15 protein-coding genes are annotated in these 14563 nt (G+C 69.8%); 6 read left to right on the forward strand and 9 right to left on the reverse strand.

The window, feature by feature from the left end:
- Positions 1-59: 59 nt before the first annotated feature.
- Positions 60-1298 carry a hypothetical protein gene (locus tag ACFYRU_RS02165; protein WP_387652077.1) on the forward strand — a complete coding sequence of 413 codons (1239 nt, stop codon included), beginning with the start codon at positions 60-62 and terminating at the stop codon, positions 1296-1298.
- Positions 1299-1389: 91 nt separating this feature from the next.
- Positions 1390-2241 (forward strand): oxidoreductase, encoded by an 852-nt coding sequence (locus tag ACFYRU_RS02170; protein WP_387652079.1) that lies wholly within the window; start codon positions 1390-1392, stop codon positions 2239-2241.
- A 53-nt stretch (positions 2242-2294) separates the two neighbouring features.
- Here the strand turns inward: ACFYRU_RS02170 and ACFYRU_RS02175 are convergent, their stop codons facing one another.
- Complete coding sequence (locus ACFYRU_RS02175) at positions 2295-2846, reverse strand: TetR/AcrR family transcriptional regulator (protein WP_387652081.1); 552 nt, start codon at positions 2844-2846, stop codon at positions 2295-2297.
- A 57-nt stretch (positions 2847-2903) separates the two neighbouring features.
- Between ACFYRU_RS02175 and ACFYRU_RS02180 the strand changes: the two genes are divergently transcribed.
- On the forward strand, positions 2904-3872 hold the full coding sequence (locus ACFYRU_RS02180) for an alpha/beta hydrolase fold domain-containing protein (RefSeq protein ID WP_387652083.1): 969 nt from the start codon (positions 2904-2906) through the stop codon (positions 3870-3872).
- 16 nt (positions 3873-3888) lie between these two features.
- Here the strand turns inward: ACFYRU_RS02180 and ACFYRU_RS02185 are convergent, their stop codons facing one another.
- Positions 3889-5406 (reverse strand): leucyl aminopeptidase family protein, encoded by a 1518-nt coding sequence (locus tag ACFYRU_RS02185; protein ID WP_387652085.1) that lies wholly within the window; start codon positions 5404-5406, stop codon positions 3889-3891.
- 145 nt (positions 5407-5551) lie between these two features.
- The gene (locus ACFYRU_RS02190; protein ID WP_133785681.1) at positions 5552-5719 is read right to left on the reverse strand and encodes a DUF3117 domain-containing protein; all 168 of its coding nucleotides are present in this window, start codon (positions 5717-5719) and stop codon (positions 5552-5554) included.
- A 167-nt stretch (positions 5720-5886) separates the two neighbouring features.
- Between ACFYRU_RS02190 and ACFYRU_RS02195 the strand changes: the two genes are divergently transcribed.
- From ACFYRU_RS02195 to ACFYRU_RS02205, 3 genes are all read left to right on the forward strand, one after another.
- Complete coding sequence (locus ACFYRU_RS02195) at positions 5887-6705, forward strand: PaaX family transcriptional regulator C-terminal domain-containing protein (RefSeq protein WP_387652088.1); 819 nt, start codon at positions 5887-5889, stop codon at positions 6703-6705.
- 33 nt (positions 6706-6738) lie between these two features.
- The gene (locus ACFYRU_RS02200; protein WP_387652090.1) at positions 6739-7533 is read left to right on the forward strand and encodes an enoyl-CoA hydratase/isomerase family protein; all 795 of its coding nucleotides are present in this window, start codon (positions 6739-6741) and stop codon (positions 7531-7533) included.
- A gap of 141 nt (positions 7534-7674) precedes the next feature.
- Positions 7675-9744, forward strand: a complete 2070-nt coding sequence (locus tag ACFYRU_RS02205; RefSeq protein WP_387652092.1) for an alpha/beta hydrolase-fold protein — start codon at positions 7675-7677, stop codon at positions 9742-9744.
- Positions 9745-9935: 191 nt separating this feature from the next.
- Here ACFYRU_RS02205 and ACFYRU_RS02210 read toward each other — a convergent pair whose 3' ends face one another.
- Genes ACFYRU_RS02210 through ACFYRU_RS02235 form a run of 6 tightly spaced genes read right to left on the reverse strand, consistent with a single transcriptional unit; the run spans position 9936 to position 14518 of the window.
- Complete coding sequence (locus tag ACFYRU_RS02210; RefSeq protein WP_387652094.1) at positions 9936-10496, reverse strand: DNA-3-methyladenine glycosylase I; 561 nt, start codon at positions 10494-10496, stop codon at positions 9936-9938.
- Positions 10493-11236, reverse strand: coding sequence for a DivIVA domain-containing protein (locus ACFYRU_RS02215; RefSeq protein ID WP_387657977.1), 744 nt, complete (start codon positions 11234-11236; stop codon positions 10493-10495). The genes ACFYRU_RS02210 and ACFYRU_RS02215 overlap by 4 nt, the downstream gene beginning before the upstream one ends.
- Before the next feature lie 54 nt (positions 11237-11290).
- Positions 11291-12136, reverse strand: a complete 846-nt coding sequence (locus ACFYRU_RS02220) for a TIGR00730 family Rossman fold protein (RefSeq protein WP_387652096.1) — start codon at positions 12134-12136, stop codon at positions 11291-11293.
- 37 nt (positions 12137-12173) lie between these two features.
- Entirely contained in the window at positions 12174-13238 is a 1065-nt protein-coding gene (gene dapE / locus ACFYRU_RS02225) for a succinyl-diaminopimelate desuccinylase (protein ID WP_387652098.1), read from the reverse strand.
- A complete protein-coding gene (locus ACFYRU_RS02230) occupies positions 13235-13918 on the reverse strand; it encodes a VOC family protein (protein WP_387652100.1) in 684 nt (227 codons plus the stop codon). The genes dapE and ACFYRU_RS02230 overlap by 4 nt, the downstream gene beginning before the upstream one ends.
- A 9-nt stretch (positions 13919-13927) precedes the next feature.
- On the reverse strand, positions 13928-14518 hold the full coding sequence (locus ACFYRU_RS02235; protein WP_387652102.1) for a CGNR zinc finger domain-containing protein: 591 nt from the start codon (positions 14516-14518) through the stop codon (positions 13928-13930).
- Positions 14519-14563: the final 45 nt, after the last annotated feature.

Here is a 14563-nt window from a genome sequence, read left to right on the forward strand (position 1 = left end):
ACTCCCCTCCGGGTCCTCACACCATTCTGCGCGGCGGGCGGCGACGGTTGGCTTGAGCCATGACTTCACGCCTGACGAAATCCGTCGCCGCAGCCCTGGCAACCGCCGCCCTCCTCGCCGCCCCCACCTCCGCCCTGGCCGCAACAACCCCCGGGGTTACGCACAACGCGACCCTCTCCGCAGTCCTGGGAATACGCGGAACGCTCGTCTCAGCCACCCCGATCGCCCACCTGACAGCGGATCAGCTGGACGCGGCGGCAGCAGACTTCCCCAACACCCCGAAGTCAACGTACGCCGTCACCGCCTACCGAGTGATCTACCGAACACTCGACCCCAACGGCCGCCCGACAACAGCCAGCGGCATCGTCGTACTCCCCGACGGCCGCCGCGGCGCCCTGACCGTCACGGAGTACCTCCACGGCACGAACGCCACCAAGGCCGCGGCCGCCTCCGTGGACGACCTGTCCACCGACCGCCTGGTCACGGCCCTGTTCGCCGGCCAGGGCCTCGCCGCGATCGCCCCCGACTACCTCGGCCTGGGTCTGGGCCCCGGCCCCCACCCGTACCTCGACACGAAGACCGAGACGTCCGCGTCCGCGGACCTGCTGCTGGCCGCGCGTACGTTCGCCGCCAAGCACGGCGTGACCTTCAAGCGCGACGTCCTGGTCACCGGCTTCTCCCAAGGCGGCCGCGCGTCGATCGCCTTCGGACGCGCACTGACCCGGGGCGAGGTCGGCCCGTTCCGCCTCGGCGCCCTCCGGGCCGTCGCAGGCCCGTACGACCTGCTCGGCGAGGAACTGCCCGCGGCCTTCGACGGGCGCGTCATCCCGCCGACGGCGACGTTCTACCTCGGGTACCTCGTGACCGCCTGGAACCGGACTGTCGGGTTGTACGACGATCCGCGCGAGGCGTTCCAGGCGCCGTACGCGTCGACCGTGGAGGGGTTGTTCGACGGGTCGCACAGCGACGAGGAGATCGCCGCGGGGCTGCCGGATTCGCCGGAGAAGCTGTTCACGCCGGAGTTCGCCGCGTGGCTGCAGCACCCGACCGGACGCCTGCTCAAGGCGATCCAGGCCGCCGACCAGGTCTGCCAGGACTGGACGCCGGGCGTACCGGTCCACCTCTACAGCGGCACGAAGGACACCGACGTGACGGCCGCCAACGCCGACTCGTGCGCAGCCTCACTCCGCCGGCGAGGCGCCGACGTGACGGTGCATTCGATGGGCGCCGTGGATCACACCGGGACCGCGTTCGCCGCCTACCCGCAGATCATTCAGGCCTTCGCCCGACACGCGTAGCAGGACCGGGCGCGACGACAGCCTGTGTCCTGGCATTACCAGGAACGGCGGGGTACTCCCTGTTCGGGGCGGCTCGGCGAACAGTGGAGGCATGACGAACACGACCATCACCCTCGCCGACGGCCTCACCATCACCCGGATGGGGTACGGCGCGATGCAGCTGGCCGGTCCCGGCGTCTTCGGACCGCCGAAGGACCGCGACCAGGCGATCGCCGTACTGCGGGAGGCCGTCGACCTGGGCATCACCCATATCGACACCAGCGATTTCTACGGCCCGACCGTCGTCAACGAGATCATCAAGGAAGCGTTGTACCCGTACCCGGCGGACCTGCACCTGGTCACCAAGGTCGGCGCCCGCCGGGGCCCGGAGGGCTCGTGGGACGTCGCGCTGGAGCCGGACGACCTGAAGAAGCAGGTCCACGAGAACCTCGAGCACCTCGGCCTCGACGTACTCGACGTGGTGAACCTGCGGACCGCCGCGCGCGAGAACGCCGACGAATCCTCGATCGCCGAGCCCTTCACCGCGTTGGTGGAGCTCCAGCAGGAGGGCCTGATCCGGCACCTCGGGGTCAGCGCCGTCACGATGACGCAGCTGCGCGAGGCGCAGGCGATCGCACCGATCGTCACGATCCAGAACGAGTACAACCTGACCCGCCGCGACGACGACGCACTCGTCGACTACGCGGCCGAGCACAACATCGCGTTCGCGTCGTTCTTCCCGCTCGGCGGCTTCAGCCCGCTGCAGTCGGAGACGCTGTCGAAGGTCGCCGCCCGGCTCGACGCCACGCCGTACCAAATAGCTCTTGCCTGGCTCCTGCAGCGCTCCGCGACCAGCGTGGTCATCCCGGGCACGTCCTCGGTCGAGCACCTCCGCCAGAACGTCGCCGCCCGCGACCTGGTCCTGCCCGCGGACGCCGTCGCGGAGCTGGACGCGATCGGCTGACAGCACCTTTGCGGAACGTTTTCGTCGCCCAGCGCCGAAAAGGTTCCGCAAACCTAGCCCAGTTCGCGTTGGAGCATCTGGATCAGGGCCTGTACGTCCGACTCCACCATCGGCTCGCCGGTCATGCCCATCCGGTGCAGCAGGGTGCCGATCACCACGTCGATCACGAACAGCACCCGCTGCTCCGGCAGGCCGAGCGTCTCCATCAGCACCTTGCGGTACGGATCCTGCAGCTGCGTCGCGAGGATCTCCCGCAGCGCGGGATCCCCGATCGCGTCGGTGAACACGCCCGCGAACGCCGCCGCCACCCCAGGCTCGGCGATCGCGCGGACGCCGTACCGGATCGCAGCTTCGACATCCTGCTCGCGGCCCTCCCCGGTGAGCGGGAGCGGCCCGAACGAGTCCACCAGGCAGGCCGTGACCAGCGCACCCTTCGTCGGCCAGCGCCGGTAGATCGTCGTCTTCGCAATCCCGGTCGCGGCGGCGATCCGGTCGACGGTTGCGCGGGTGTACCCGAGCTCGTGGATGGTCCGCAGCGTTGCCGCGAACACCTCCGCGTCGACGCTGGTCCGGGGCCGGCCAGGCGGCCGAGTACTAGGAGCCATACGACTCATTATGCTACCTTCGGTATCGATACTACTCGTAGCGAAACCAGGTGCACGATGCGCAGAACAGCTCTCTCCCAGCAGCCGCCACTAGGTCTCCGCCTGGTGTACGCCGTTCGCAAGGAACCCGACTACCGGACGATGTCGCCCGCGGACCTGACCGCGCTCGGCGAGACCGCGAACCGGATCGTCACCTCCCGCCTCGCCCGCCTGATGACGGGCCTCCCGCACAGCGGTGTCACGATCAGCTGGCAAGACGTCGACCTGGCCGACCGTACGATCCGGGTCCGGGTGTACCGCCCGCAGAGCACGGGCAAGCTGCCGCTCGTCCTCCACGTCCACGGCGGCGGCTACGTCGGTACGGCGGTCCAGTGCGACTGGATCAACAGCCACGTCGCGGCCCGCGTGTCGGCCGTCGTCGTCTCAGTCGAGCACCGCCTGATGGACCACGACACCCCGCTCGCGGCGATCGTCGACGACGGCTGGGACGTACTGCGGCACGTGTACCGGCGCGCCGCCGACTGGGGCATCGACCCGACCCGGGTAGCCGTCGCGGGCGAGAGCGCCGGCTCGATGGTCGCGGCCCTGTCCGCGCTCCGCGCCCGCGACGCAGGCATGTCGCTGCGCGCACAGGTCCTCGTCAACCCGTGCGTCGACGTCACTTCGACAGCCCTCGACTACGACTCGATGCGGCAGTACCCGAACACTCCGACGCTCACCCTCGAAGGCATGGAGTTCTTCCGCGAACTCGCCGTACCGGACGGAACCGACCCCCGCACCGTCTCGCCGCTGTACGCCGCCACCCTCGCCGGCCTCCCACCCACCCTGATCGTGATCCCGACCCTCGACCCGGTGGCCGACCACGGCCGTGCGTACGCCGAACGCCTCGACCAGCAAGGCGTCTCCGTAGCGGTCAGCGAACACCCGAAGGCCGGACACGCGTTCATCAGCATGCCCGGCCTGGTCCGGCAGGCCAGGCCGGCCCGGGACCGGATCGTCCAGTTCCTCTGCGAACGGTTCAGGTAGTTGCCGACGGCACGTTTCAGCCGATGCCGGACGTCGGGTGCTCGGACGCCAGCCAGGTGCTGAGCAGGCGGGCGCCGGCGCCGGTGGCGCCGATCGAGTACTCGAAGTTGTCGGCCGGGGACTCGGCGATCGACGACAGGTCGAGGTGCGCCCACGGGATGTCGCCCGCGAAGGCCTTCAGGAACAGGGCCGCGGTGATCGAGCCGGGGCCCTTCGAGCTGTTCACGGAGTCCGCGATCGGGGTCGAGATCAGGTCTTCGTACTCGGCCGGCAGCGGCATCCGCCACAGCTGTTCGCCGGAGACCCGGCCGGCGTCGGCGAGGTTGTCGGCGAGCGCGTCGTCGGTGGCGAACATGCCGCCGTACAGCATCGCGCCGAGCGACACCTTGATCGCGCCGGTCAGCGTGGCGATGTCGACCAGGACGTCCGGCTTCAGTTCCCGGACGGCGTACGCGAGGCCGTCGGCGAGCACCAGGCGGCCCTCGGCGTCGGTGTTCTTCACCTCGGTGGTGCGGCCGCCGAAGTGCCGGATCACGTCGTCCGGGCGGTACGCCGAACCGGACGGCATGTTCTCGGCCGCGCAGATCAGGCCGGTCACCCGGACGTTCGCGCCGAGGTCGCGCAGCGCCGACATGGTCGCGATCACCGAGCCGCCGCCGGTCATGTCGCGCTTCATCGACACCATGCCCTCGCGCGGCTTCAGCGACAGGCCACCGGTGTCGTACGTGATGCCCTTGCCGACCAGGACGACGTACGGCGTCTTCTTGGTCGCGCCGGCCGGGGCGTAGTCGAGCCGGATGAACCGCGGCGGGCGGGTCGAGCCCTGGCCGACCGCGAGGATGCCGCCGAACCCGTCGGCGGCGAGCTTCTTCTCGTCCCACACGGTCGCCACCAGACCGGTCGCCGCGGCGACCTCGGTCGCGCGGGCGGCCAGCCAGGCCGGGTCCTTCTCGTTCGACGGGGTGATCGCGAACTGCCGCGCCAGCCAGCCGGTCCGGCCGATCACGATGCCGCGGTCGATCACGTCCTGCCGCGCGGCGGCCGACCCGTCGGTCAGCGTGACCGTGCCGACCGCGGGCTTGCCCGGGTCGACAGTCTTCTGGGTGTACGTGAACGAGCCGAGCACGACGCCCTCGGCGAACGCCTGGAGCGCCGCGTCGTCGATGCCCTCGGCAACGACCGTGGTGAGCTCGGCCTTGCCGCGGCCGAACCGCGCGACCGCCGCACCGGCGCGTCGCAGGTCCGTCGCGCTGCCGTCCCCGGCGCCGACCAGCAGCACCTCGGTCACGTCGCCGGTCAGCAGCGGGTACGCCGCGGTGGCGCCGGCGGCGGCCGGCGTGAAGCCGGTCTCGCGCTGCACCTCGAGCAGCCGCCCGAGGTCGACCCCGAGCCGCTCCCCGGCCTCCTTCGCGGCGGCCGGCAACTCGTCGCCGACCACAACAACCCAGGTCGGCGACCCGTGCACGGGCAACCCGGGCTGCCAGGCGACGACCGGAAGACTGGGAAACGGAGACGAGCTGCTGCGGCGAGCCACTAGAACGACCTCACTGTTTGATCAAATAGGACAGTTTCCGGAACAGGCAAACCGTAACGACCCCGGCCGGTGCCGCAAAGGGCACCCACCGGGGTCGGGAATGACAGACCAGGGGCGTACAGGCAGACACCCCCGGAGGATGTGATCAGCCGACGACGGCCTGCAGTGCGTTGCCGAGCTCGGTCGCCTCGTCGGCGTTCAGCTCGACGACGAGCCGTCCGCCGCCCTCGAGCGGAACCCGCATCACGATCCCGCGGCCCTCCTTGGTGACCTCGAGCGGACCATCGCCCGTCCGCGGCTTCATCGCCGCCATGCGCGCACCCCTTCCCAGTGTCGGTGTTGAGCGACGACACCGCGCAGGGAAACCGTCGCCGGCGCCGTTGCGGTGATGCGCCGTCGGCGCGTATCGCAGTGTGTATCGCACCCCATTATTCCCGATCTCGGGCCAAGGCCGTGCACCATACGGCAGACTCGAGTCTTGTGCACGCCCGTTCAGCCCTCTTCGACCTGTACGGCGACCACCTGCGCGCCCGCGGTGCGCAGGCCCCGGTCGCGGCCCTCGTCCGGCTGCTCGCCCCGCTGGGCGTGCATCCGCCGGCAGTCCGGACCGCTGTGTCGCGGATGGTCCGGCAGGGTTGGCTGGAGCCGGTCCGGATCGAAGGACAGCCCGGATACGGCCTGACCTCCCGGGCGCGTCGCCGGCTCGACGACGCCGCCGCGCGGATCTACCGCACCGCCCCGGACGGCACGCCGGTGGCGACCGGCTCCCAGGGCCCGGGCGACTGGGACCGGCACTGGCACCTGGGCATCCTGCGCGAGGTCCCGAACGCCCGCCGCCGCGAACAGCTGGCGAGCCAACTCTCCTTCCTGGGTTGGGCTCCGCTGTCCGACGGCGCCTGGGTGGGGCTGCGCAACGACGGCGAGGTCGACCAGATCCTCGGCGTCGAGGGGATCGCCGCGGACCGGTTCCGCGCGCCGGTCGACGACGGCGCGGTCGAGTTCGCCCGCCGGGTCTGGAAGCTCGACGAGCTCGGCGCGTCGTACGACGCCTGGCTGATCGAGGCGAAGGCGCTGGTCGACGGCGCCGGTACCGACACCGGTGACGAGCAGGCGTTCGCGGTCCGCTCCGAACTCGTGCACGAATGGCGGAAGTTCCTGTTCCGCGACCCGGGGCTGCCGGACGAACTGCTGCCGGCCGGCTGGTCGGGGACGAAGGCGGCCGCGTTCTTCGATTTCCATGCCGAACGACTTGGCCCCGCGGCCGGGCGTTTCGTCGACGACTGCCTGACACAACACTGAAAATCCTCACTGACAGTCAAGGAGCTGACCACGATGAGTGATTCCGTCACGTACGCCGTATCGCCCGCAGGCGTCGCGACCATCACGCTCAATCGGCCGGACGCGATGAACTCGCTCGACACGCCGACGAAGGTGCTGCTCCGCGACACCGTGCAGGCGGCCGCGGACGACCCGGCCGTGCGGGTCGTCGTACTGACCGGGACCGGGCGGGCGTTCTGCGTCGGGCAGGACCTGAAGGAGCACATCGGACTGCTGCAGGCCAACGACCAGGCAGCGTTGTGGAGCACGGTCCCGGATCACTACGCGCCGATCGCGCTGGCGCTGGCCGAGATGCCGAAGCCGGTGATCGCCGCGGTCAACGGCGTGGCGGCCGGGGCCGGGGCGTCGATGGCGTTCGCCTGCGACTTCCGGGTGGTCGCGGACACGGCCGGCTTCAACCTCGCGTTCACCGGGATCGCACTGTCCTGCGACACCGGCATCTCCTGGACGCTCCCCCGCCTGATCGGCCACGCTCGCGCGCTCGAACTCCTCTACTTCCCACGCACCGTCCCCGCCGCGGAGGCCCTCGACCTCGGGCTGGCATCGTCCGTCGTACCGGCAGCCGACCTCGAGCAGACGGTCGCCGAACTGGCCGGAAAACTCGCGGCCGGCCCGACCGTCGCCTACGGCGCCGTCCGCCAGTCGCTCGCCTATTCCGCGAGTCACACGTTGGCCGAGTCGCTCGCCTTCGAGGCCGGGAAGATGCAGCTCACCGGCGGCACCGAGGACCACCACAACGCCGTCGCCTCCTTCGTCGCCAAGCAGAAGCCCACCTTCACCGGGCGGTAGCGCGCGTACCGAAGAACGGGTAGTGGTCGCCGGATCGGGCGGCTGGAGCATCGACACGCCGTGCGAACCCTGACCACTACCCGTTCTTAGGTTCGGCACCATCTCTTGTAATCGTTTACGTAAGCGATTACAAACTGGCGTGTGAGGAAACTGCTGCTGCCTGCCCTGACCGCCGTCACGCTGGTCGGGAGCCTCGTCGTCCCCGGCTCGAGCGCCGCCCCTGCGGCCGAACCCGGAGTGATCAAGTCCGCCGCCGTTCACTCCGCGACGCTCGGTGCGGACATCGACTACAACGTCTACCTGCCGGCCGGGTACGACGAGTCCACCCGCCGCTACCCCGTTGTCTACCTGCTGCACGGCCGGGGCGACTCGATGAGCGCCTGGACGCAGGTGAAGAGCCGGCTCGACGAGTTGATCGGGAGCGGCGAGATCCTGCCGACGATCGCGATCATGCCGGACGCGCCGTGGAGCAGCCGGGCGAGCTGGTACGTCGACTCCGCCTACACCGGGACCGATCCGGGCCGCCCGGTCGAGACAGCGTTCTTCAAGGACCTGGTCCCGCAGGTCGACGCGACGTACCGGACGATCGCCGACCGCACCGGCCGCGCGATCGCGGGCTACTCGATGGGCGGTGCGGGCGCGTTGCGGTACACGCTCGCCCATCCGGACGTGTTCGGCGCCGGGATCGTGCTCAGCCCGGCGGTGTACTTCCCGTTGCCGCCGAGCGATTCCAGCACCCGCGATTTCGGTGCCTTCGGCAAGGGCAAGGACCCGTTCGTGGAGGCGACGTACCTGAAGCTCAACTGGCCGGTCGCGCTGAAGTCGTTCGCGGCCAGTGGGCTGCAGTCGCACCTGTACATCGCGGTCGGCGACGACGAGTACAAGAACCCGAAACCTGTTGACGCCACCCACGACCTCGACTTCGAGGCGCACGTGGTCTACAACCAGGCGTCCCGGGTACCGAACCTGACGTCGGAGTTCCGGGTCGTCGACGGTGGGCACGACTGGGACGTGTGGGGACCGACGTTCGCCGAGGGCGCGAAGTACGTGTTCCAGTACCTCGGCAAGCCGCCGGCCACGCCGATGCAGGCCGAGATCACCGGTACGCCCGGCGACGACCGCGCGGGCGGGATCGCAACCGATGCCTCGGGCAACGTTTATCAGGCGCTCGCCGGGACGGACGTCGCGCTGAACAAGTACACGGCCGACGGCTCGCTGGCATGGACGCGGACGATCGGGTCGAGCGGTACGGATCGCGCGTACGGCGTCGCCGTGGACGCCGACGGGCACGTCGTGGTGACCGGGTACACGAACGGCGATCTCGACGGCACGCATACCGGGAACTCCACCGACGATGCGTTCGTCGCGCAGTACGACGCGGACGGGAATCGGCGCTGGTTGACGCAGTTCGGCGTACCGGGTGTGGCGGATCGCAGCTACTCGGTCGTTGTCGACGGCACGGATGTGTACGTCGGCGGTTACACGAAGGGTGCGCTCGGCGGCGCGAACCAGGGCGACAAGGACGCGTTCGTCGCGCGGTTCGATGCCGGCGGGAAGCAGGTGTGGTTGCGGCAGAACGGTAGCGCGGGCGAGGACAAAGGCATGGCGCTCGCGGTGTCGGGCGGTTCGGTGTACCTGGGTGGGATGACTGCGGGTTCTTCCGGTGGGATCGACGGTCTCCTGGCGCGGTACTCGACCGCGGGTGATGCGGTGTGGACGAAGCAGATCGGTACGGCGGAAGCCGACGAGGTGTGGGGGCTCGCGGCGGATCCCGCGGGTGGCGTGTACCTGACCGGCTACACGGCCGGTGACTTCGCCCGTACGTTGATCGGCGACAAGGACATCGTCGTCGCCCGCGCGGACGCGGACGGCGTACTGACGTGGCGGGACCAGTTCGGTACGAGCGGGAACGACAAGGGTGCTGCGATCGCTGTGGACGGGGGTGGGTCGGTGTACGTCGGCGGGTTCACCGACGGTGCGCTGGAGACGCCGCTCGGGAAGTTCGACGGCGTACTGGCGAAGTACTCACCGGATCACGCGCGGACGTGGACGCGGCAGTTCGGTACCGCGGACGACGACGCCGCGGACGCTTACGCCGAAGCGAACCTGTACCTCACCACCACCGCTGACGGCAGCCAGCTGAGTGGGCTGACCGGAACCGACGTGTTCCGGACCAGCTTCACCGCGGACGGGACGAACCAGCACCCGTAAAACGTTTGGTGGGCTCCACGACCGCGTTCCGGCCGGGCGAGTCACGGCCGGACAACCACCTGACAGTCGGGGAGCCCGCTGAACACCACATCACGTTCCGTACCCGGAGCACAACTCGTTCAGCCGTTTGTCTTTGGATTTCGGCAAAGAGCCATATGCAGCTGCCTTTTGCAGATGCACGTGCACGAGATTCAGCGGGCTATACAGCTCATCAAGTGGTCGTTCACGATGCCCGTGGCCTGCATCAGCGCGTACGCCGTGGTGGGTCCGACGAAGACGAAACCCTTCTTCTTCAGGGCCTTCGACATGGCCACCGACTCGGGCGTCGTGGCCGGTACGTCGGCGAACGTCTTCGGCGCGGGGTGCTTGGCCGGCCGGAACGACCACAGCAGCTCGGTGAACTCGCCGTCGCCCAGCTCGAGCAGGGCCCGCGCGTTCGAGATCGTGGCGTTGATCTTCAGCCGGTTACGGACGATGCCGGTGTCCGCCATCAGCCGGTCGAAGTCCGCGTCGCCGTAGCTCGCGATCACCTCCGGGTCGAAGGAGGCGAACGCCTTCCGGAAGTTCTCCCGCTTGCGCAGGATCGTGATCCAGGACAGCCCGGACTGGAACCCTTCGAGCGTCATCCGCTCGAACAGCCCGACGTCGTTGCGGATCTCCTTGCCCCACTCGGTGTCGTGGTACGCCACGTACTCCGGCGCCGAGGTCGCCCACCCGCAGCGCGGCTGCCCGTCCGGGCCGACGACCGTCACTGCGAGTCCGGCGAGGACTGCTCGGCCTTGGGCTGGCTGAGCCGGAGGCGGTCGTACTGCTGGGCGGGGGTCAGCTTCGCAGGCTTGGGCTCTTCGTCCTGCGGCGGCGGCTCGGACTCTTTCGCAGCCGGCGCCTCCTGTGGGGCCGGAGTACGACGGGGCGTGACGGGCTGGGACCGGGCCTCCAGTACGGCCCGGGCCTCGGCCTGGAGGCGCTCGTACTCGTCCTGAGCGCGCTGAACGGCCATCGGGAGCTCCCGGGTCTCCGGCTCGTCCTCCTCGTCCGCTGCGGCCTCTTCGGCAACCTCCGGCGGCTCGGCGACCACAGGCTCGTCGGCTGGCTCGGCCGGCTCCGGGAACTCGCCGCCGACGAGGATCGGCTGCTGCGTCCCGGTGTCGTCGAACGCGGCGTCGTCGTACGGCTTCGAGGTGAACCCGTGGCCCTCCGGCGACTCGACGATCGGCGCGACCGCGCGCTCCAGGTCGGCGATCCGGCGGTCCCGCTCGGCGACCTCCTTCGCGACCCGTTCGAGCAGCGTGTCGACCTCGTCCATCCGGTAGCCGCGTACCCCGACCGCGAACCGGGCACCCTCGATGTCGACCGACGTCAGCGCCTGCCGGGCCGGCACCGTCATGTCCGGCCGGTCGTCGTACGCCGTGCCCATGGCACCCCAACGACCCGAGGCGACGACAGCGACAGCCCCGATCAACAGCACGACGATCAGCCCGAAGAACCACATCACGGGTCCGATCGTGCCATGCCGCCCGAGTCAACCGCGAAGACGCCCAGGATTTCAGCTCCCGTCCGAGCCGAGGCGGCGGGAGCGGGAGGCTTCGCCGGCCTCGCGGGCGGCGGCTTCGGCGGCCTCGTCCGCGGCCGCGTCGGCGAGTTCACCGGCCTTCACGATGTAGCTGATCGCCTCGTCGACGTCGTCGGTGACCACAAACATCTCCAGGTCGGCCGCAGAGATCTTCCCGTCCTCGAGCATCGTGTTCCGCAGCCAGTCGACCAGGCCGCCCCAGTACGACGTACCGAACAGCACGACCGGGAACGACGTCACCTTGCGGGTCTGCGCCAGCGTGAGCGCCTCGAACAGCTCGTCCAGCGTGCCGAACCCGCCGGGCATCACCACGAACCCCTGGGCGTACTTCACGAACATCGTCTTCCGGGTGAAGAAGTACCGGAAGTTCATGCCGATGTCGACCCAGTCGTTCATGCCGTTCTCGAAGGGCAGCTCGATCCCGAGCCCGACCGACACGCCGCCGGCCTCGGACGCACCCTTGTTCGCGGCCTCCATCACGCCCGGCCCGCCGCCGGTGATCACCGCGTACCCGGCCTCGACCAGCTTCCGGCCGAACTGCTCGGCGGCCGCGTACATCGGGTCGTCGGCCTTGGTCCGGGCGGACCCGAACACGCTGATCGCCGCGCCGAGCTCGGCCAGCATCCCGAAGCCCTCGATGAACTCCGACTGGATCCGTAACACCCGCCACGGGTCGGTGTGCACCCAGTCGGACGGGCCGCGGCTGTCCAGCAGGCGCTGCTCGGACGTGGAGTGCTGCACCTGGTTGCGGCGCATCACGACCGGCCCGCGCTGCTGCTGGCCGACCGGGCGGTCGGGGTGGATCGATGGTTCTGACATGCCTCCAGGTTATTGCCTGACCGGTAACCCGGCTCCCTCAGGCGCGGTCAGTCAACCAAGTCCTCAGCCGCTGTTCACACAGCTCGATCTCGGCCTCGGGGACGAATTCGTCCTGCTTGTGCGCGTACAGCGGGTCGCCCGGGCCGTAGTTCACCGCAGGTACGCCGAGCAGCGTGAACCGCGCCACGTCCGTCCACCCGAACTTCGGCTGCGGCTCCCCGCCCACCACCTGCAGGAACGCCGCCGCGGCCGGCCGCTCCAGCCCGGGCAGCCCGCCGGGCGCCGAGTCCGTGACGGTGACCTCGTACCCCTCGAACACCTCCCGCAGGTGCGCCTCGGCCTCCGCCTCGGACCGGCTCGGCGCGAACCGGTAGTTGATCGTCACCGTGCACAGATCCGGTACGACGTTCCCGGCGACGCCGCCGCTGATCGCGACCGCGTTCAGCCCCTCGCGGTACTCGAGGCCGTCGATCGGGACCCGGCGCGGCTCGTACGCGCGCAGCCGCGCGAGCACCTCGCCGGCCGCGTGGATCGCGTTCGACCCCATCCAGGAGCGGGCCGAGTGCGCGCGCTCGCCGCGGGTGGTCACCTCGATCCGCATCGTGCCCTGGCAGCCGGCCTCGACGACCGCGTTCGACGGTTCCATCACGACCGCGAACACGCCCTCGAGCAGCTCCGGGTTGGACCGGGTCAGCTTGAACAGGCCGTTCCGCTCGGCCTCGATCTCCTCGCAGTCGTAGAACACGTACGTGACGTCCCGGTTCGGCTCGTCGAGGGTCGCGGCCAGCCGCAGCGCGACCGCGACACCGCCCTTCATGTCGCAGGCGCCGAGGCCGTGGATCAGCCCGCCTTCGCGGCGGGCCGGGAGGTTGTCGTTGAGCGGGACGGTGTCGAGGTGACCGGCGAGCACGACCCGTTCGGCGCGGCCGAGGTCGGTGCGCGCGACGACGGTGTTGCCGTGCCGGAACACCTTCAGGTGCGGGTACGCCGAGAGCGCCTTCTCCACCTTGTCCGCGAGCTTCTCCTCCGTACCGCTGACCGAGGAGATGTTGACGAGTTGCTCGGTCAGGTCGGACGCGGACGCGGACAGATCCAGCTTCATGAGGCCTCCGGGGGCAGGAACACGCAGAATTCGTTGCCCTCGGGGTCGGCGCAGACGTGCCAGCCGATCTCGTCGTCCTTGGGCCGCAGCAGTGTCGCACCCGCGTCGAGGACCGGCTGCAGGGCGGGCGCGGTGACGTCCCAGTGGACGCGGTTCTTCACGGTCTTCGCCTCCGGAACAGGGTTGAAGACCCAGTACCGGAACGGCATACCGGGAACGTTCTCGAGCCAGTGGTACGGGCGCCCGTCGCGGCTCTTGACGTCGCCGCCGACGACGTCAGCCCACCACCGCGCCTGCGCCGCCGGGTCGGCCGAGTCGACGATCAGCTCCATCAGCCGGTACGCCGGGACCGGGTCGCGGACGAAGCCGCAGAACTCCCCGCCCTCCGGGTCCTGCAGCACCGTCCACGGCTGGTCCTCGGACTCCGGGCTCCGGACCGTCGCGCCGGCGCGTTCGAGGTCCGCGACGCCGCCGGTGATCAGGTCGAGGTGCACGCGGTTCTTCACCGTTTTGGTCTCCGGGACCTTGCACATCCAGACGGTCTTCTCCGGTACGTCGCCGACCAGCACGTTCGGGTTGTCGGCAGGCTGCGTCAGGCCGATCGCCCGGCCCCAGAACGCGGCCATCTCACTCGGACAGGCAACGTCCACACACAGGTCCTTGAACCGCGCGATGCTCATGCGCACAGGCTATCCGCCGGTCCGTTTCCGGTAGTGCCGGTTCACCCGCTCGCGGTTCCCGCAGGTCGGCGAACACCAGGTCTGCCGCGGATCGTCCTGCAGGAAGTACTTCACACACCGCGCCGCCGGGCACGCCCGCAGCCGCTGCCGATCGGGTCCGACCATGAACTCGATCACCGACCGCCCGACCGCCCCGCCGAGCAGGTTCACCGGGTCCTCCGTCGCGTACGCCCACCGGCTGCTCGGCTCCTCGTCCCACACCAGCTCCGCCGTACCCAACCGCGCCGCGGCCGCGTTCACCACCGTGAGCGCCTCGTCCACCCCCATCAACTGGTCCGCATCAGCCTTGGACGGCGCTCCGGGCGCAACCGCCCGCGCGAACAACGCCCGTACGGCCCGTCGCATCCGCACCAGCTCGCGCAACATCTCGTCCGGGTTGGGGAGGTTTTCTGCCCTGCTCGGGGGCAAGAACCTCCCCAAGTCGGCCGACTGAGCGGCCAGCCAGGCGGACGCCTGCTCCGGGGTGGACAGGAGGTCGGCGACCCCGCCGTGACCGTCGTGCTTGATCGTCGCGGCCAGCGCGAAGGCCAGGTTGGTCATCCCCCGATCCTAATGGGATATCAGCTTGCTGCCGTGTGAATCTCT

The sequence above is a fragment of the Kribbella sp. NPDC004536 genome (assembly GCF_042873835.1).
Classification (GTDB): domain Bacteria; phylum Actinomycetota; class Actinomycetes; order Propionibacteriales; family Kribbellaceae; genus Kribbella.